The organism is Marinobacter antarcticus (assembly GCF_900142385.1).
Taxonomy (GTDB): Bacteria; Pseudomonadota; Gammaproteobacteria; order Pseudomonadales; family Oleiphilaceae; genus Marinobacter; species Marinobacter antarcticus.
Genome location: NZ_FRAQ01000001.1, coordinates 1715219 through 1733393, shown reverse-complemented (window position 1 = coordinate 1733393; position 18175 = coordinate 1715219). Strand labels below are relative to the sequence as shown.

The window sequence follows — 18175 nt, the reverse complement described above, 5'->3', positions numbered from 1 at the left end:
CGTGATACGCCAGCGGATTGTTATTATCAATAAACTTGGCCTGCACGCCCGTGCTACTGCCAAACTGGTCGCCACCGCATCGGCATACCCTTGTTCCGTCAGGGTTTGTGGCAAGGGACGGGAAGTGGACGCCAAAAACATCATGCAGATCATGATGCTTGCGGCCAGCAAAGGCACTGAAGTGGAGCTTGTGGCCGATGGTCCGCGTGAGCAGGAGGCCATTGATGCCCTGACCACACTGATCAACGATTATTTCGGAGAAGGTGAATAATCCCCTTCAACTCTTTCTCACGTGTATAGGCTAACTCCGTTATAATACGGGCGTTTTCTGAGCGCAGGTGATTCATGTCTGATAATCTGGATAAAAGCCAGGCCCGCCAACGTTTACGCTCTCTGAGTGAAGCGCTGGACAGTGGTGCCCTGAAACAGGTCGCCCGTATTCTCAACGGTGGCCTGAGCCCCAGTGATATCGCTCACCTGCTCGAATCTTCGCCACCGCGCCAGCGCGCCCTGCTGTGGAATCTGGTAGACAAACAGCTGGAAGGCGAGGTTCTCCAGTATCTCAATGAGGACATTCGTGCCGAATATCTGAGCCGACTGAACGCTCAGGAGCTGGCGGATATCATCGAGGACTTCGAGTCCGACGATCTCGCCGACCTTCTGCAACAGTTGCCGGATACGGTGATCCAGGAAGTTCTGGACACCATGGATGAACAGGATCGGCAGCGAGTCGAAGAGGTGCTTTCCTACCCGGAAGACACCGCTGGCGGCCTGATGAACACGGACACCATCACCGTGCGCCCCGATCTCAGCATTGATGTGGTATTGCGTTACCTGCGCCGGCACAGGGCGCTGCCGCCTATGACCGACAGCCTGATCGTTGTAAGCCGGCGCGACGAGTTTATCGGCATGCTTCCCATTACCAAAATGCTGGTATCCAACCAGTCCGCAACCGTGCGGGAAGTCATGGATACCGATATCGAGCCTATACCCGTCACCCTCTCCGACACCAAAGTCGCCCAACTGTTTGAGCGCTACGATCTGATTTCTGCGCCAGTGGTAAACAGCGAGGGTCGTCTGCTGGGCCGGATTACCATCGATGACGTGGTGGATGTTATCCGCGAGGACGCGGACCACTCGCTGATGAGTATGGCCGGTCTTGATGACGACGAGGATACCTTTGCACCGGTCTGGAAAACCACAAGGCGCAGGGCTGTATGGCTGGGCATTAACCTGCTCACCGCCTTTATCGCGTCCGGAGTGATCGGACTGTTCGAGGACACCATCGACAAAGTTGTCGCCCTGGCGATACTGATGCCCATCGTAGCCAGCATGGGAGGCATCGCCGGTAGCCAGACACTGACCCTGGTGATCAGAGGTATGGCGGTGGGGCAAATCAGCGGCGCCAACGTTGGCTGGTTGCTGAACCGGGAATTTCTTTCCGGCATCCTCAACGGCCTGCTCTGGGCAGCGTTAGTTGCAGTTGCAGCCATGGCCTGGTTTCAGGATATATTGATCGGCGCGATCATTGCCGCCGCGCTGGTTATCAACCTGGTCGCTGCCGCGCTGGTGGGGACGGTACTGCCGCTGTTCCTGAAATCCCGCAACATCGATCCTGCACTGGCAGGCAGCGTTATACTGACAACCGTTACCGACGTGGTCGGCTTCACGTCTTTTCTCGGCCTTGCCACCATTTTCTACGCCTGATCCGACAAACCTGGAAGGAACAATGATCGACAGCAATGACGACGACACCCCACAATATTCCGGCCCCAGCAAATCCCAGCTCAAGCGGGACATGCACGCGCTCCAGAACATGGGCAAGCGCATGACGGAGCTGAGCAATGAGCAACTTGATACGCTTACCATCAGCGACACTCTGAGAAGCGCGATTGAGGAGTCCCGGAAGATCCGCCAAAACGAAGCCAAACGCCGCCATCTTCAGTACATAGGCAAGATCATCCGCCAGGAAGATGACCCGGAAGCGTTGCAGCGGGCCATTGATGCCTTCGATTCCGGGAGCGAGGAGCATACACGCCGCCACCATCTGGCTGAACGCTGGCGTGACCGTATGATTACAGAAGGCGACTCCGTTGCTGGCGAGTTTTTCAGTTACTGCCCAGACGCAGATATGCAGCACTTACGCAACCTGGTTCGCAACGCCCGCAAGGATGTGGAAAAACAGAAAAACACCGGCCAGATCCGCAAGCTCTTCCGTTACCTGCGGGAGCGCATTGACGAGGTAGAGGCCTGATTTTCTGCCCGTGGTACCGGGTTAATTACCGGTATCGAAAACCCGCCGAAGGTCTACTTTGGGCTCGTCCCAGGTACCAGTAACGTCATAGGTGGCGCTGGTCAACTTACTCAGCGGGTCGCCCAACAACTTGTCCAGCACGAACAGTGCTCCTCCTATGGGCGCGCCTGCCCCCATCAGTAACGCTGCCAGAGGCAGGTTCTGGGTCAGTGGCAAAACGACCACAAGGCGCATATCAAGCGCCCCGCTTGCCAGATCTGTGGTACCACTAAGCTTGAAGGCTCCCGATGGTCCCGCTACCTGAAGTTCGGGATCCATGGTCAACAGGCCCTCGTTCAGGCTCGCCTTGCCTGAGATCGCATCGAACGCCACACCGCGTTCATACAGATCGGAAAAATCCAGCTTGAGCCTGCGCCAGAGCGTATCGGCGTTGAGCAGGTTGAATATCCGAAATATTTGGGCGCTGTTGTTTCGCTCCAGAATCACGCCATCATCCAGTCGGAGACTGACTACACCACTGAGTTTCGCAAGATCGAATTCATCCGGGCGGCCGGGCCAGTCCAGTTCCAGTTCAACGCCGGTCTTCTTATTCGAAAGCGGGATATCGGTATTGAACAGCTCACCCAGATCCGCCAGCGCTCCGCCGGAGACGGTGCCGGAGAACTGACTGGTTTCTATGTTATTTATCACGCTCCAGGTCATATCGCCCAGAAGTGTAAGGGATTTCAGCCGGCCCTCGATGCCGGTGATATTAAGCTGGTATGGCTCGGGCCGCAGGTGAAACGACCAGCGCCCCAAGCTGTCGTCATCAAGCCGCAGTTCGGAAATAGCTATATCCACATCTGGCCAACTCGCCATATCCATTGCACGGAAGGCTTCCAGTTGCTGCTCGATCGTCAATAGCTCCGGCGCATCTTCCGCCTTGGTGTTATCCCGGAGGAGCCGTAACACTTCAAAATCTGCGGTTACAGGGCGGTCGTCGTCCGGGAATTCAATCCGGCCAATCGCCCTCTCGGAGCGGGTCGTAAGAACCCAGCGATCGCCCAGGTCGAGAGCCTCCACATGGATGTTCGTCAGAGTCTGATCGCCGAGATGCAGCTCGCCGAACGTCAGTTCAACGCCTGAGCGTTTCAGCAGCAGATCGAATGTTGCGCGATTTTCCCAGCTCCCGGCGATGCTGATCCCGTTCGCCGCCTCGGGATTGATTTCCACAACCAGCGGAGAAGCTTCACTCGACTTCTTCGAAAACGGACCTGGCCAGTCAATGGTCAACCCCTCAAGGTTTGAGCGAACGGTAATGCGCGACGCAGTGTCAGCGGCTACATTGAGCTCCGCAGAGTAATCAATGCTGCCTTTAAGCCCGTAACTGCCCTCTCCGTTACCACCGCTGGCTCCGGCATCGGAGTCCACTAGCCCCGTCTGGCGGAGCGCGTCAGGTACGGACAAGGAGCCGGTTTGCCGAATAGTTAGCATCTCTGCGCCGGAAGCCTTGCCTGTAGACGATTTGCTGAACATAACCTTGACCGGCTCGCCCAGAAACCGGGCGCCGAGGGGGCCCCCGGAAAATCCCTTGGCCGAGTGGTACTTCACGGACCCCGAAATTTTTTCCCAACTCAAGTCCGCGTCCGGATATCGGACATAGCCATTCGAGGTACTGACGCCCGCGTCCACCACCACTTCTCCAGCGCCATCAAGAGGCAGATCAATGCCCAGATCCAACTCGTAGTCACCGCCGTATTTCAGGCTTGCGGCCTGGGGCCCGGCCATTTCCCCGAAGGGGCTATTTGCCATCCAGAACGCAATGGCCTCACCCGGCACGGGCGCCGACACATCCACCCGGACAAGCGCCCCTTCAACGCGGGGAATAATGGCGACAGTGCCTGGACTCAGCGACAGCCCGCCAGTTTTTCCGGTTTCAAGAGACACCAGGGTGTCGCCGTTCTGTATGGCGACTCTGCCGCGCGCCTCCGTCACCTCGGGCCACCGTTCGTCATAACGGACAGTGGCGTTCTCGAACTCATACCACATGGAGGAAACAAATGACCCCGAAGGCGCATCTCTGCCAATCTGGCCATGGCCGTAATACACGCCCGATGTGATATCCGCCTCTTTGATTGCGGTAGTGAGCCATTGATACAGGCCGGCATCTACGATCTTTTCAGGCACAAATTCTGCCAGCAAGGAGGCGTCTGCATTCTCGACAGCCACACGCAGCCCCAGATCATCCTCACCCTGCCGATCCAGCTTCAGATCAAAAGCTCCGGTCAGGCGGGTACCCTCGCCATAGGTCATGCTTATGTCACTCGCGTATACGCGAGTGACAGGGCCATCCAGCTTCCAGGCGATGGTGGCGTCAGCCTCGGGCAAGGACCACTCACTGCCGAACAGTTCGGGAAACGCAAGGGTAACGGGCTGACTGCCTGAGCGGGCTTTCACGTAGCCTGATGTCTGATCAACATAAATAAACCCGTTAACACTCTTTACCGCCGGCGCACCAGCGTATGCCGCAGCCCCGACATTCCTCAGACGCCCGGATAATTCGAAGCTGCTGCCGGCATTTCCCGGAACGCTGAGCGTCATGCCGTCAAGAAAACCAACGGGGCGGTAATGTTCCAATGCTTCCCGGGCTAAGTACGGAAGCACCGGCAGAGCTCCTGCCAGGCGTCTTAACGGGCGCAGAGGAAGGGCGTCAGCCGTTACAGAAAACCCCTCTGGCTCAGGTGACAGCAGCAGACTGAACGGGGGGACACTGTCACCGTTCCAGGTCCAGGCGAGCTGCTTCAGGTGCCACTCCCCGATGGTCTCGAGCTGCTTACTGGCGTCGCCCTGCTCTTCCAGAACAGCATTATGTCGCCGCCAGCCGAAACGGGCGCTGATATCCTCCAGCGGTGCCAGAGATTCGCCAGCAACACCAAGCTGCAGGTAAGGGGTTCTTACCGTCCCGCTGACTTGCTGCAAGACGCCGTCGCGAAAGGTAAGCCAGGCTTCGCCGCCCAGATCAAACCCCTCCACACGAATGTCCCGCCACTGGTATTCATCAACCAATCCGTCAAACAGGCGGCCGGAGTTCACATCAAGGTACAACTGGCCGGTAAAGTCACCGCGAAAGAAATGCTGTCCCACAAGGGTAAAGCTGGCAAGCTGCTGGGTTGTCGCAGACCGCATGGCGCGCCCGGACGCGCGGAACAGGCCCTGGTGATATTTCAGGTCAAGCTGGGGAACATCGATATGCCGGAGCTGGCCCTGATTGTCGCGGATACCCAAGCTCACGCGAGTCACTTTTATGTAGGGATCTGACAGCCATTTTCCGGCGACTTCCAGCCAGTGCCGGAACCGGTTATTGAAGGGTTCCTGAAAGTCTGCCCCCCGAACGCCCACATCGCCACTGTCCTTCTGATTCAACGTCAACTCGAGCCCTTCGGCTTCAAAATCCTCAAACACAATTCTGAAGCGCATCAGCGAAGCGAGTGCGTCGAAACGAATGGTCAAATGCTGCAGGCTCAGCGCCCGCACCCCGGAATCGGCGTTGGTAATTTCTATATCCTGCGCGGTAAAGGAGGGGTCAAGCCAGAACCAGCGAGAGGAGAGGCTGCCAATGCTGACTTCGTGCCCCAGGCGGGCGGAAAGCTCGCGGGAAAGATCATCCCGGAAGGCGTCGACATTCTGAGTGAGCTGCCTGCCAATTCCGGCATAGAGCGCAAACAGCACCAGAATAACCACCAGCAACCACCAAATAGCGCCGGTAAACAGCGCAATCAGGCGGAACGGCGGGCTTTCTGAGGAAGACATTCGGCGGACTACTCCCTACTCCGGTGAAGCGCCCCGGAATCAGAGCAAAACGACATCATACTGCTCCTGGCTGTAAAATGGTTCTACCTGGAATCGAACGGTCTTTGAGATGAAGGTTTCAAGATCCGCTACGTTGTCGGATTCTTCATCAACCAGGCGATCGACCACGCTCTGGGAGGCCATCACCAGATAGCTTTCTGCGTCGTAAGCACGGTTAACCCGCAGAATTTCCCGGAAAATTTCGAAACACACTGTCTCGCTGGATTTCAGGAACCCTCTGCCATCGCAAATGGGACAGGGCTCGCACAGAACCTGGCCGAGGCTTTCTGTGGTTCGCTTACGGGTCATCTCCACAAGGCCCAGCTCGGACACGCCGGTAATCTTGGTTTTAGCATGATCTCGCTCAAGCATCTTTTCGAGCATTCTGTGAACCTGGCGCTGATGCTCTGCATCTTCCATGTCGATAAAATCGATTATGATGATGCCACCCAGATTACGCAGGCGCAGCTGGCGGCTGATCGCCCGGGCCGCTTCCAGGTTGGTCTTGAAAATGGTCTCTTCCAGGTTGCGATGACCGACAAACGCGCCGGTGTTGATATCGATGGTGGTCATAGCTTCGGTCTGATCAATGATCACGTAGCCGCCGGACTTGAGCTGAACTTTGCGACTAAGCGCCTTCTGAATCTCATCCTCCACCGAATAAAGATCGAAAATCGGCCGCTCGCCGGGGTAGTACTCCACTTTATCCGCAAACTCGGTCACAAATTCTTCGACAAACTCCATCACCCTCTGGTGGCTCTCACGGCTGTCGATACGCACTTTTTCAGTCTGTGGCCGGATGAGGTCACGGATGGTGCGGATGAACAGGGGCAAATCCTTGTAAACGGCTGCCGGCGCCTGCACTTTTTCAATCCTCTCGTGAATGGACTGGCTAAGGTGGTGCAGGTAGTTCATATCACCCATCAGCTCTTCCGCCGATGCAGCCTCAGCCGCCGTGCGGATAATATATCCGCCCTGCACTTCAGGATGCGCTGCGGCGCCTTCCTCAACGAGGGTTTTCAAGCGGTTGCGTTCGGTCTCGTCTTCAATTCTCTGGGAAATACCCACGTGACTGACTTCGGGCATGAAGACCAGGTAACGGGACGGTATGGAAAGCTGAGTGGTCAGCCGGGCGCCCTTTGTTCCAATAGGATCCTTGGTTACCTGCACCACCAATGACTGGCCTTCCCGCAACAAGGTACGAATGTCCGGAACGGTTTTGGGCCCGTCGCCGGGATCTGCCGCGCCAGATTGACTCGAGACAACATCGGAGGCATGAATGAACGCCGCCCTTTCCAGGCCTATATCTACGAATGCCGCCTCCATGCCGGGAAGCACGCGCACAACCTTGCCCTTATAGATATTACCGACAATGCCCTTGCGGCTGGCACGCTCAATATATGCTTCCTGAAGCATACCGTTCTCGACCAACGCGACCCGGGTTTCAACCGGCGTTACGTTGATCAGGATTTCTTCGCTCATGATTGGCTCTCCCGACTACTTCGGCCAGTGTTTCCAGACAGGGCAGCCAGCATCGGCCAGCAAAGCAGCTGTCTCCTGCAATGGCAGGCCAACAACCGCACTGTAGCTCCCTTTGATTTCTTTCACAAAAATACCACCAAGCCCCTGAATTCCATAACTTCCGGCCTTGTCCATGGGCTCACCTGTGGTCACATAGGCGGCAATCTCATCCCCGGACAGCGAGCGAAACGTAACTTCCGCAGTCACCAGGCGAGACTCGCAGCGCACGCCCTGCGCCAGCGCAATGGCCGTCATGACCTGATGCGTTGTGCCAGACAACTCGGAAAGCATGGCTCTGGCTTCGTGTTGATCGGATGGTTTACCGAGAATTGCATTATCCAGAACCACAGAGGTATCGGAGCCGAGAACCAGCTTGCCGGGAAAGCTGACCGCAACAGCGAGGGCTTTCTCCCGGGCCAGTCGCTCAACGTAATCTCCGGGCATCTCCGCAGTTCGGGGTGTTTCGTCGATATGAGCGGGCTGCACAGAAAACACAACACCGATCTGCTCAAGCAGCTCTGAACGGCGCGGAGACGCAGAGGCAAGAATAATGGAGGCCATGGCTATCCCAACTTCCGGTTGATGTTGTCCATCAGTATGGAAAACACAGGCCATACCAGGGCGCTGGTCAGTGCTGGCCACAAATAGCTGAAACCGGCATCCTCGCCTCCGAACATCTGCTTGAGGAAGTGCACCAGCATCTGATTTATGCCCAGAAGGAGGAATACCATAAGGCACTGTTGCGGCATGGGATGCATGCGCAGCCGCTGATGAATAGTGAGAACAAGAAAGGCGATCAGCCCCATCCCCAGAGCATTAACACCCAACGGCGTTGCTTCCAGCACATCGAGCAACAGGCCCAGACACCACGCAAACAGGATGCCGAACTGCGCCGGGGCCCGGAACGCCCAGTAGAACACAATCAAGCCAAGCCACTCAGGTCGGAACTCAAACCAGCCCACGGGAAACAAAGAAATGCTCAGCACCAGTGATACAATCACTGAGAGTACAAATACCGGATAACTGATCACAGACAACATCAGCCCTGGCCCTCCTGCGCGGTATCGGTGGCAGGCGACTCTGGCTGAACCTGATCACCGGTAGCGGGCTCCGTTTGAAACCCGCCTTTTGGCGGAAAAACCACCAGTACCAGACGGCTTTGATTGAGCTGTGCCTTCGGCCGCGCCTGAATCGATACAAAAGGTTCGCCTGGCTCTTTGTTGATCAGGCTGACTTCCGCAACCGGATAACCTCTTGGAAAACGCCCGCCAAGGCCAGAACTGACGAGCAGGTCCCCCTCACGAATATCGGCAGTATCAGGCACATGAACCAGATCAAGCGTACCGGAATCGCCAGTGCCCAGAAGAATGGCCCGCAACCCGTTTCGCACCACTTCAACCGGCACAGCATGACTGCTGTCGGAAACAAGAAGTACACGGGAGGTTACCTGGCTGGTCTGCACTACCTGCCCCATCAGCCCATGGGCATCCAGTATTGCCTGCCCGACCTGCAGACCGTCGCTGCGACCTTTATTGATAATAATTTCGTGGGAATACGGATCCGGCGACACACTCACCACTTCACTGACGATAACCCGGTCATCCAGGAGTTCTGAGGAATTCATCAGGCGGCGGAGTTCGTTATTTTCAGAGGCCAGAGCGGCATACTTGAGGGCCCTTCGCTCAAGAATGAGCAGGCGGGCTTTCAGATCTTCGTTTTCCTGTTTCACGTCTTCGCGGGTGGTAAACAGGCTGGCAACCCAGTCGCTGAACTGATAGGGCGCATTACCTAGCCAGTAAACAGGAGTGAGGCCAGTTGCCAGAGTACTTCGGACAGGCGTCAGACGATCGAACTGCTGATCGGCAACGATCAGCGTTGCCGATACGATAATAACGAGTAGGAGCCGGAGGCCAGGCACTGGCCCCTGGACAAAAATGGTTTTAATGGCGATCCCTCCCCAAAGGATTAACCCTCCGGAGAGAACATTCCGATGCCACCCCGGTCAATCACTTCCAGCGCCTTGCCGCCACCACGGGCGACACAGGTGAGCGGATCCTCGGCAATGATCACAGGTAGCCCGGTTTCTTCGCTAATCAGCTTATCCAAACCGCGCAGCAGTGCGCCACCGCCGGTCAGCACAATACCGCGTTCTGCGATATCCGAGGCCAGTTCTGGCGGGGACTGTTCCAGCGCGCTTTTAACCGTTTGTACAATCTGCGCCAGAGATTCCTGAAGCGCGTCCAGGATTTCTTCACTGTTAAGGGTGAACGCGCGCGGCACACCTTCGGCCAGGTTACGCCCACGCACATCGATTTCGAGAATTTCCAGCCCTTCATAAGCGCAACCGATTTCATGCTTGATGCGCTCGGCGGTAGATTCGCCAATCAGGCTGCCGTAGTTGCGGCGCACATAGGTAACGATGGCTTCGTCGAACTTGTCACCACCCACCCTTACCGAATCTGCGTATACGATGCCGTTAAGGGAAATAATCGCAATTTCGGAGGTACCACCGCCAACATCCACAATCATTGAGCCGCTGGCTTCTTCTACCGGCAGGCCGGCACCGATCGCGGCGGCCATGGGCTCTTCAATCAGGAACACTTCCCGGGCACCGGCACCAAGGGCCGACTCGCGGATCGCTTTGCGTTCTACCTGGGTAGATTTGCTGGGAACACACACCAGAACCCTCGGGCTCGGGGTGATAAAGCTGTTCTCGTGCACCTTGTGAATAAAGTGCTGGAGCATTTTCTCCGTCACCACAAAATCAGCGATTACGCCGTCTTTCATGGGGCGAATCGCGGTGATATTGCCAGGAGTTCGGCCCAGCATGCGCTTGGCTTCGGCGCCAACGGCGGCAACCATCTTCTGGGAGTTCGTGGTACGAATGGCTACAACGGAAGGCTCGTTCAGCACAATCCCGCGGTCACGCACGAAAATAAGGGTGTTGGCGGTGCCCAAATCAATGGACAGGTCGCTGGAGAATAAGCCTCGGAGTCTTTTAATCAACATTCGTGTAGTTTCAACCTGAGAGTTGCGGTTGCAGAAAGATGCGGCAACTTTAGCAGTGCCCCCCCGCTCAGGCAAGACGCAGCCTGCTGCAAAGGCAAATGATATTGCTCCCCGCATGAACAATTGTCCATGCGCTTATGAGACCAGAATTCCGTACGGGGCATTTTTCTGGTTGACGCGGGCGGTGAGTTGATCTTTGCTTCACATTAAAGATGTCTGAAAAGACGGCCTGAAACCTCCGACCCACGCTGTTCAACCTGCCATAATCGAGGCCCCAGTTGAGAATACCAGAAATTAATCTGCCGCAGCGCATCCGCACGGCAGCAGTGGCTTGGCGTTTGTGTCTAACTTTGACTTTGGCATTGACTGTCGCGGCGGCGCTGCCCTCCTTAGCTCTGGCCCAGCAAAGCGAAGCCGAGCCAGCAGGGGCGATCACCTTGCAGCCAGGTGCCGACCGTGACGCGCTGATCGCCGAGCGCATCACCAGTATTTTTGCCCAAATTCCGCAGTTCGAGTCACTGCAGGTCAGCGTTAACAGCGGTGTGGTGGCACTGACGGGGCAGATTGCCAACGAAGCCCAGGCCCAGCGGGCACTAAAACTCGCCCACCGGGTAGAAGGTGCCGTTGCCGTTGATGACAGGGTTGTGCGCACCCTGGACTTGCAGGACAACCTCAACCCTCTTTGGGATTCGCTACAAAATACCCTGCGCGGCTGGGTAAGAGCCCTGCCACTATTGCTGGTGGCGCTCAGTATTTTGGTCGTAGTGGCCTTTGCCGGGCACCGTCTGGCTAACTACAACCCGCTCTGGTCACGGTTAACCAAAAACCCGTTCCTGGCGGAACTGGCCGGCCATGCAGTCAGGCTGGTGACGATACTTCTGGGCCTGCTACTTGCCCTGAACGTACTCGGGGCCACAGCGCTGATGGGCACATTACTGGGTGGCGCAGGTGTGCTAGGTCTGGCCATCAGCTTTGCAGTCAAAGACTCCATGGAAAATTATATCTCCAGCATCATGCTCAGCATCCGCCAGCCCTTCCGGGCTCAGGAGCACGTGGTCATCAACGACTACGAAGGCGTCGTGGTGCGACTGACATCGCGTTCCACGGTACTGATGACACTGGACGGCAACCACTTGCGCATCCCCAACGCGACGGTTTTCAAAGCCGTTATTCTGAATTACACCCGCAACCCTCAGCGCCGCTTTGACTTTATCCTGGGCGTAGACGCAGAAGACGACCCGGCTCAAGCCATCCAGACCGGCCTGGCCGCGCTGCAGCAGCTGGATTGGGTGCTGGAAGACCCCGAGCCCCACGGGATCATCGAATCCGTGGGCGATTCCAACATTCTGATCAAGTTCATGGCCTGGATTGACCAGCGCGAAACCGACTATGGCAAAGCTCGCAGTCTCTCCATTCGTGCCTCCAAGAATGCACTGGAAGCCCAGGGCTTCACCTTACCCGAACCCATCTACCGGCTGCGTTTCGACCAGACACCGGCAACGCTGGTAGTAACGGACTCTTCCGAAAAGCCGGTGGAAGCGACAAAACCGGACACAAGCACCGTCACAAATTCGCCGATTTCCGAACTACCGCCTGGCGATGTATTGAATGTACGCCCGGACACCAATATTGCGCGACAAGTGCGCGAAGAGCGCAGCGATACCGCAGTCGAAGACCTTCTGGACGATGCCAGGCCGATTGAATAGCTTTGCGGTCTCGCGAGTCTGATGGCTCACACCGCCGTGGCCCTCCCGCACAGCCGCGAATCTGTTACCATAACGGCCTTCATAAAAACGCTGTTTTATACTTTGGAGTCAACGTGACCATTTCCCGCGAAGACATTGAAAAAGTCGCCGTGCTGGCCCGTATTCGTCTCGACGAAGAGCAGATACCGGCACTGGAGAAAGACCTGGGCAACATCCTCAGCCTCGTTGACCAGCTCAGCGCCGCCGATACCGACAACGTAGAGCCCCTGGCCCACCCGCTGGATGCGGTGCAGCGCCTGCGCGCCGACGAAGTTAGCGAGAGTAACCAGCGCGAAGCCTTTCAGGCCATTGCTCCGGCCACCGAGAATGGCCTTTATCTTGTACCTCGCGTTATTGAGTGATCTGACGAACCACACCATCAGGATTGAACATGCATAACAAATCCGTAGCAGAGCTTTCCCGCGAACTGGAAAGCGGCAAGATTTCAAGCGTGGAACTGACCCGTGAGTTCCTCGACCGCATCAAGGCCGAAGACGGCCAGTACAACAGCTTTATTACGGTCACCGACGATCAGGCCATGGCTTACGCCAAGGCCGCTGACGAACAGCGTGCAGCCGGCAAAGCCGGCGCGTGGACCGGTGTGCCCTTGGCCCACAAAGATATTTTCTGCACCAGCGGCGTAACCACCACCGCCGGTTCGAAAATGCTGGCCAATTTTGTGCCACCCTACGACGCCACGGTAACCGCTAACTTCCGCGCTGCCGGTGCGGTGTGCCTGGGTAAAACCAATATGGACGAGTTCGCCATGGGCTCTTCCAACGAATCCAGCTTCTTCGGCCCGGTGACCAACCCCTGGGGCCTGAACAGCGGCGACAAACGTGTACCCGGTGGATCTTCCGGCGGTTCTGCGGCGGCCATCGCCGCTCGTCTGGTTCCGGCAGCCACTGCAACAGACACCGGTGGTTCCATTCGCCAGCCGGCGGCACTGTGCGGCATCACGGGACTGAAGCCTACCTATGGCCGGGTGTCTCGCCACGGCATGATCGCTTTTGCCTCCAGCCTTGATCAAGGCGGCACTATGGCGCGCACCGCCGAAGACAACGCGCTGATGTTGAATGTGATGGCCGGATTCGATCCGAAAGACTCCACATCCGCTGATCGTGCCGTGCCGGATTACACCGCAACCCTGAAAGAACCCTTGAAAGGCCTGCGTATCGGTCTGCCGAAAGAGTATTTCTCGGATCAACTCAGCCCCGCGATGGAAGAGCAGGTACGCAATGCCGTAAAGGAATACGAGAAGCAGGGCGCGATCGTGAAAGAAGTGTCACTACCCCACGCCAAACTCGCCATTGCCGCCTACTACGTGATTGCCCCAGCCGAAGCCTCCGCCAACCTGTCGCGCTTTGATGGCGTGCGTTACGGCTACCGCTGTGAAGATCCGCAGGACCTCAACGATCTTTATACCCGTACCCGCGCCGAAGGCTTCGGAGGTGAGGTAAAGCGCCGTATTCTGGTAGGCACCTACGCGCTCTCTGCCGGCTATTTTGATGCCTATTACCTGAAGGCCCAGAAAGTCCGCCGCCTGATCCAGCAGGATTTCATCAATGCATTTAAAGAAGTGGATGTGCTGATGAGCCCGGTTTCGCCGTCACCTGCGTTTGTGCAAGGCGAGAAAACCAGTGATCCGGTGACCATGTACCTGGAAGATATTTTCACCATCGCCGTGAACCTCGCGGGTGTGCCGGCCATGTCGGTGCCGGCGGGCTTTGTGGACGGCCTGCCAGTAGGGCTGCAGATTATCGGGAACTATTTTGAAGAAGCCCGTCTGCTGAATGCTGCCCATCAGTTCCAGCAGGTAACTGACTGGCACCAGAAGCTTCCCCAGTAAGCCGGAACCAGGAGAACGTTTATGCAGTGGGATATTGTGATCGGGCTGGAAATTCATGTTCAGCTTGCCACCAAAACCAAGATTTTTTCCGGCTCCAGCACCGCCTTTGGTGCCGAGCCCAACACACAGGCCAGTGCCGTTGATCTGGCCATGCCTGGCACCTTACCTGTACCGAATGAACAGGCCTTCCGTTATGCGGTCATGTTCGGCTTGGCGGTAAATGCCGAAATCGGCCGGCGCTCGGTGTTCGACCGTAAAAACTATTTTTATCCGGATTTGCCCAAGGGCTACCAGACCACTCAGCTGGACCACCCTATCGTAGGCCCCGGCTTCGTGGATGTTGATCTGGCTAACGGCCGCAGCAAGCGTGTGCGCATTCACCACGCCCATCTGGAAGAAGACGCCGGCAAATCCCTGCATGAAGACTTTCACGGCATGACCGGCATCGACCTTAACCGTGCCGGCACGCCGCTGATCGAAATTGTCACCGAGCCGGATATGAACAGCGCGGAAGAAGCCGTTGCCTTCGCCAAAAAGCTGCACAGCCTGGTGTCCTCTCTGGGCATCTGCGATGGCGATATGAGCCAGGGCTCGCTGCGCTTTGACGTGAACATCTCCCTCAAACCAAAGGGTTCGAATGAGCTGGGGACACGTACAGAAACCAAAAACCTGAACTCCTTTCGCTTTATGGAGCAGGCCATCGCCCACGAAGTGGAACGGCAGATGGACATTCTGGAAGACGGCGGCAGAATCATCCAGGAAACCCGCCTCTACAATGGCGACCGGGACGAATCCCGCTCCATGCGCAGCAAAGAAGAAGCCAACGATTACCGTTACTTCCCCTGCCCGGACTTGCTGCCCGTGGTCATCGACGACGCCTTTATTGAAAGCGCACGCGATCTCCTGCCGGAGTTGCCGGACGACCGCAAAGCAAGATTCAAGGAGCAGTTCGGACTGAACGACTACGACGCGCGCCTGCTCAGCGATGATGCTCGCCTGGCGGCGTTTTTTGAAGAAGCCGCCAGCCACGGCAAAGATGCCAAGCTGGCCGCCAACTGGGTGCTGGGTGAATTCTCCGCGCGCCTGAACGCAGAAGACAAGGCCGTGACGCAAGCGCCCATCACCGGCACTCAGCTAGGCCAACTGGTGGCGCGCATTGCCGACAATACGGTGTCGTCATCCGGAGCCAAGAAGGTATTCGAGGCACTTTGGAACGGTGACGGCAATAACGCCGATGCCATCATCGAGGCCCAGGGCCTGAAACAGGTGTCGGATACCGGTGCACTGGAACAGATGGTGGATGAGGTTCTGGCGGGCATGCCGGATCAGGTTGCGCAGTATCATCAGGAAACCGATACCAAGAAGCAAAAGAAAATGCTCGGGGGCTTTATGGGACCTTTGATGAAGGCCTCGAAGGGACAGGGCAACCCGAAACTGTTTACCGAAATTCTGCTGAAAAAGCTCAACGGCTGAGGAACATCTGCTCAAACTGACGGATATTCTGCTGCACGTAATCAATAAATGCCCGCATGGCCGGCGTAGGATGCCGTGCCTGCGGGTAGACCACACACCAGCTGCGCCTCAGCGGGAAGCCCTTGATATCAACAATGTGCAAACTGCCCAAGGCGAGCTCGGACAACACGCCCAGCTTTGGCAGAACAGCCACACCAAGACCCGCCAGAACTGCATGCTTTACCGCATCGTTGGAGCCCAGCTCCATGCTTGGCTCTGCCCGTAGACGCTGATCCTGACAATGCAGTTCCAGCGCCAACCGGCTACCTGAACCACTTTCCCGCACCAGAAGGCTATTATCCAGAAACTCCTGGGTCGTCACATTTTGCTGTTTGAGCAATGGATGACCACTGGGCACAACCGGCACCAGTTCGTTATCCAGAAATGGCAGTGATGCCAACGGCTTTTCTGCAGGCACCATACCCATAATCACCAAGTCATCGGCGTTTTCGTTCAGCCTCTGCAAAGCCGTTGCCCGGTTAACAACGGCAACCGACACAGTCACCTGAGGGTTCAGCTGCAGAAACGCACTCAGCATATAAGGCACAATGTATTGCGCGGTATTGACCGCCACCAGCCTGAGCTCTCCCGCCACCTGCCCCTCCAGAGCCGCCAGGCTATTCTGCACCCGCTCCAGCTCCCGGAAGACGGCATGCACACAGCCGGCCATCTCCTCGCCGGCAGCGGTGCAGTAGAGTTTACGACCTACGTACTCAAACATGGGCATGCCCAGCGCCTGCTCCAGGTGACGCACCTGGCTGCTGACCGCTGGCTGGGTCAGCCCAAGTAGCTCCCCTGCCTTACTGTAGCTTTTCAGATCATTCACGGCCTTGAAAACCTGAAGCTGCCGAAAAGTCAGGCGACTGGCCATTTTCTGGATGGTAAGGGGCATAGAAGGCGCTTCCCGCTGCTTGTCATAAGCTATTACTTATAGATAAACAAAATAATATCAATTTTTCGCCAAAGGTCTATCCCGTTAGTCTCTCTATCACCTTCATTCGGGACGACGAGACGAGGAATCTCCCATGCTGAAGAAAGTATTAATCGCCAACCGCGGCGAAATTGCCGTCCGCATCGTGCGGGCTTGCGCAGAAATGGGGATACGATCGGTGGCTATCTACACCGAACCCGACCGCTACGGCTTACACGTAAAACGGGCCGACGAATCCTACTCTCTGGGCGACGACCCGTTGGCGGGCTATCTAGATCCCGCCCGCATCGTCAACCTGGCTGTAGAAACCGGGTGCGATGCCATTCACCCCGGTTACGGCTTCTTATCAGAAAACGCCGACTTCGCACGCCTTTGCGAGCAGAAAGGCGTAGCGTTTATTGGCCCTAAGTCCAGCGTGATCCACGGTATGGGGGATAAAACTCAAGCCCGCGACAGTATGCGAGCCGCCGGTATTCCTATCACTCCCGGCTCCGACGGAAATCTTGAAAATCTGGACGAAGCCCTGAAACTGGCCAACGACATCGGCTACCCGGTGATGGTGAAAGCCACCTCGGGTGGTGGCGGACGCGGCATACGCCGCTGCGATACGCCGCAAGAACTGAAAGCCCAGTACCCGCGAGTCATTTCCGAGGCCACAAAAGCCTTCGGTTCCGCCGAAGTGTTTATGGAAAAGTGCATTGTAAACCCGCGCCACATCGAGGTGCAGATACTGGCCGACAGCCAAGGCAACGCCATCCATTTATTCGAGCGCGACTGCTCCATACAGCGCCGCAACCAGAAGCTGATCGAGATAGCTCCCAGCCCGCAGCTCACGCCGGAGCAGCGCCAGTACATTGGCGATCTGGCCGTCAGGGCCGCCAAAGCCGTGGGCTACGAAAACGCCGGCACGGTGGAGTTTTTGCTATCCGGTAACGAAGTGCACTTCATGGAAATGAACACCCGGGTGCAGGTGGAACACACCATTACCGAGGCGATCACCGGCGTAGACATTGTGCGCGAACAACTGCGCATTGCCTCAGGACTGCCTTTGAGCTATCGCCAGGAAGATATCCAGTTCCGGGGCTATGCGTTGCAATTTCGCATCAACGCCGAGGATCCGAAAAACGACTTTTTACCCAGCTTCGGCCGCATCACCCATTACTACGCACCCGGTGGACCCGGAGTGCGGGTTGATACCGCCATCTATACCGGTTATGAAATCCCACCCTACTACGACTCCATGTGCCTGAAGCTGGTCGTGTGGGCACTGACCTGGGACGAAGTGATCGCCCGCGGCAAACGCGCACTGGACGACATGCGCCTGCACGGCATCAAAACCACCGCCCAGTATTACCAGCAAATTCTGGAGCATCCGGATTTCCGCGCTGGCATCTTTGACACCAGTTTTGTGCCCAGCCATCCGGAGCTGCTGAAGTATTCCACCAAACGCCACCCCAGTGAAATTGCACTCGCCATCGCCGCTACCATCGCCGCGCACTCAGGCTGGTAAACCGCAGGAGAATGAC

The 18175-nt window shown here is 56.8% G+C and carries 15 protein-coding genes; 8 read left to right on the top strand and 7 right to left on the bottom strand.

Annotation, left to right across the window (positions count from 1 at the left end; genetic code table 11):
* Position 1 precedes the first annotated feature (1 nt).
* The 3 genes from BUA49_RS08145 to yjgA all read left to right on the top strand — a co-directional run bounded on the left by BUA49_RS08145 (position 2) and on the right by yjgA (position 2254).
* Entirely contained in the window at positions 2-271 is a 270-nt protein-coding gene (locus BUA49_RS08145) for an HPr family phosphocarrier protein (protein ID WP_072796672.1), read from the top strand.
* Between the two features lie 74 nt (positions 272-345).
* Positions 346-1707: a magnesium transporter gene (gene mgtE / locus BUA49_RS08140; protein WP_072796671.1), complete on the top strand. Its 1362-nt coding sequence runs from the start codon at positions 346-348 to the stop codon at positions 1705-1707.
* A 22-nt stretch (positions 1708-1729) separates the two neighbouring features.
* On the top strand, positions 1730-2254 hold the full coding sequence (gene yjgA / locus BUA49_RS08135) for a ribosome biogenesis factor YjgA (protein WP_072796670.1): 525 nt from the start codon (positions 1730-1732) through the stop codon (positions 2252-2254).
* Between the two features lie 21 nt (positions 2255-2275).
* On the opposite strand, the gene BUA49_RS08130 is transcribed toward yjgA, so the two are convergent.
* Genes BUA49_RS08130 through BUA49_RS08105 form a run of 6 tightly spaced genes read right to left on the bottom strand, consistent with a single transcriptional unit; the run spans position 2276 to position 10609 of the window.
* Positions 2276-6043, bottom strand: coding sequence for a YhdP family phospholipid transporter (locus BUA49_RS08130; protein ID WP_072796669.1), 3768 nt, complete (start codon positions 6041-6043; stop codon positions 2276-2278).
* Between the two features lie 39 nt (positions 6044-6082).
* Entirely contained in the window at positions 6083-7564 is a 1482-nt protein-coding gene (gene rng / locus BUA49_RS08125; RefSeq protein ID WP_072796668.1) for a ribonuclease G, read from the bottom strand.
* Between the two features lie 15 nt (positions 7565-7579).
* Positions 7580-8164: a Maf family protein gene (locus BUA49_RS08120; protein ID WP_072796667.1), complete on the bottom strand. Its 585-nt coding sequence runs from the start codon at positions 8162-8164 to the stop codon at positions 7580-7582.
* Positions 8165-8166: 2 nt separating this feature from the next.
* The gene (gene mreD, locus BUA49_RS08115) at positions 8167-8643 is read right to left on the bottom strand and encodes a rod shape-determining protein MreD (protein ID WP_072796666.1); all 477 of its coding nucleotides are present in this window, start codon (positions 8641-8643) and stop codon (positions 8167-8169) included.
* Positions 8643-9539, bottom strand: coding sequence for a rod shape-determining protein MreC (gene mreC / locus BUA49_RS08110; RefSeq protein ID WP_084063516.1), 897 nt, complete (start codon positions 9537-9539; stop codon positions 8643-8645). Before mreC ends, mreD begins: the two co-directional genes overlap by 1 nt.
* Positions 9540-9568: 29 nt before the next feature.
* The gene (locus BUA49_RS08105) at positions 9569-10609 is read right to left on the bottom strand and encodes a rod shape-determining protein (RefSeq protein ID WP_072797766.1); all 1041 of its coding nucleotides are present in this window, start codon (positions 10607-10609) and stop codon (positions 9569-9571) included.
* A gap of 281 nt (positions 10610-10890) precedes the next feature.
* On the opposite strand from BUA49_RS08105, the gene BUA49_RS08100 reads away from it, so the two are divergent.
* From BUA49_RS08100 to gatB, 4 genes are all read left to right on the top strand, one after another.
* On the top strand, positions 10891-12318 hold the full coding sequence (locus tag BUA49_RS08100) for a mechanosensitive ion channel family protein (RefSeq protein WP_217650401.1): 1428 nt from the start codon (positions 10891-10893) through the stop codon (positions 12316-12318).
* A gap of 113 nt (positions 12319-12431) precedes the next feature.
* Positions 12432-12719, top strand: coding sequence for an Asp-tRNA(Asn)/Glu-tRNA(Gln) amidotransferase subunit GatC (gene gatC / locus BUA49_RS08095; protein ID WP_072796664.1), 288 nt, complete (start codon positions 12432-12434; stop codon positions 12717-12719).
* A 29-nt stretch (positions 12720-12748) separates the two neighbouring features.
* Positions 12749-14206: an Asp-tRNA(Asn)/Glu-tRNA(Gln) amidotransferase subunit GatA gene (gene gatA / locus BUA49_RS08090; RefSeq protein ID WP_072796663.1), complete on the top strand. Its 1458-nt coding sequence runs from the start codon at positions 12749-12751 to the stop codon at positions 14204-14206.
* A 21-nt stretch (positions 14207-14227) separates the two neighbouring features.
* Complete coding sequence (gene gatB, locus BUA49_RS08085) at positions 14228-15679, top strand: Asp-tRNA(Asn)/Glu-tRNA(Gln) amidotransferase subunit GatB (RefSeq protein ID WP_072796662.1); 1452 nt, start codon at positions 14228-14230, stop codon at positions 15677-15679.
* Here the strand turns inward: gatB and BUA49_RS08080 are convergent.
* Positions 15669-16610: a LysR family transcriptional regulator gene (locus tag BUA49_RS08080; protein ID WP_072796661.1), complete on the bottom strand. Its 942-nt coding sequence runs from the start codon at positions 16608-16610 to the stop codon at positions 15669-15671. The two genes, gatB and BUA49_RS08080, sit on opposite strands and share 11 nt — an antisense overlap.
* A 133-nt stretch (positions 16611-16743) precedes the next feature.
* Between BUA49_RS08080 and BUA49_RS08075 the strand changes: the two genes are divergently transcribed.
* On the top strand, positions 16744-18159 hold the full coding sequence (locus BUA49_RS08075) for an acetyl-CoA carboxylase biotin carboxylase subunit (protein ID WP_072796660.1): 1416 nt from the start codon (positions 16744-16746) through the stop codon (positions 18157-18159).
* The last annotated feature ends 16 nt before the right edge of the window (positions 18160-18175 follow it).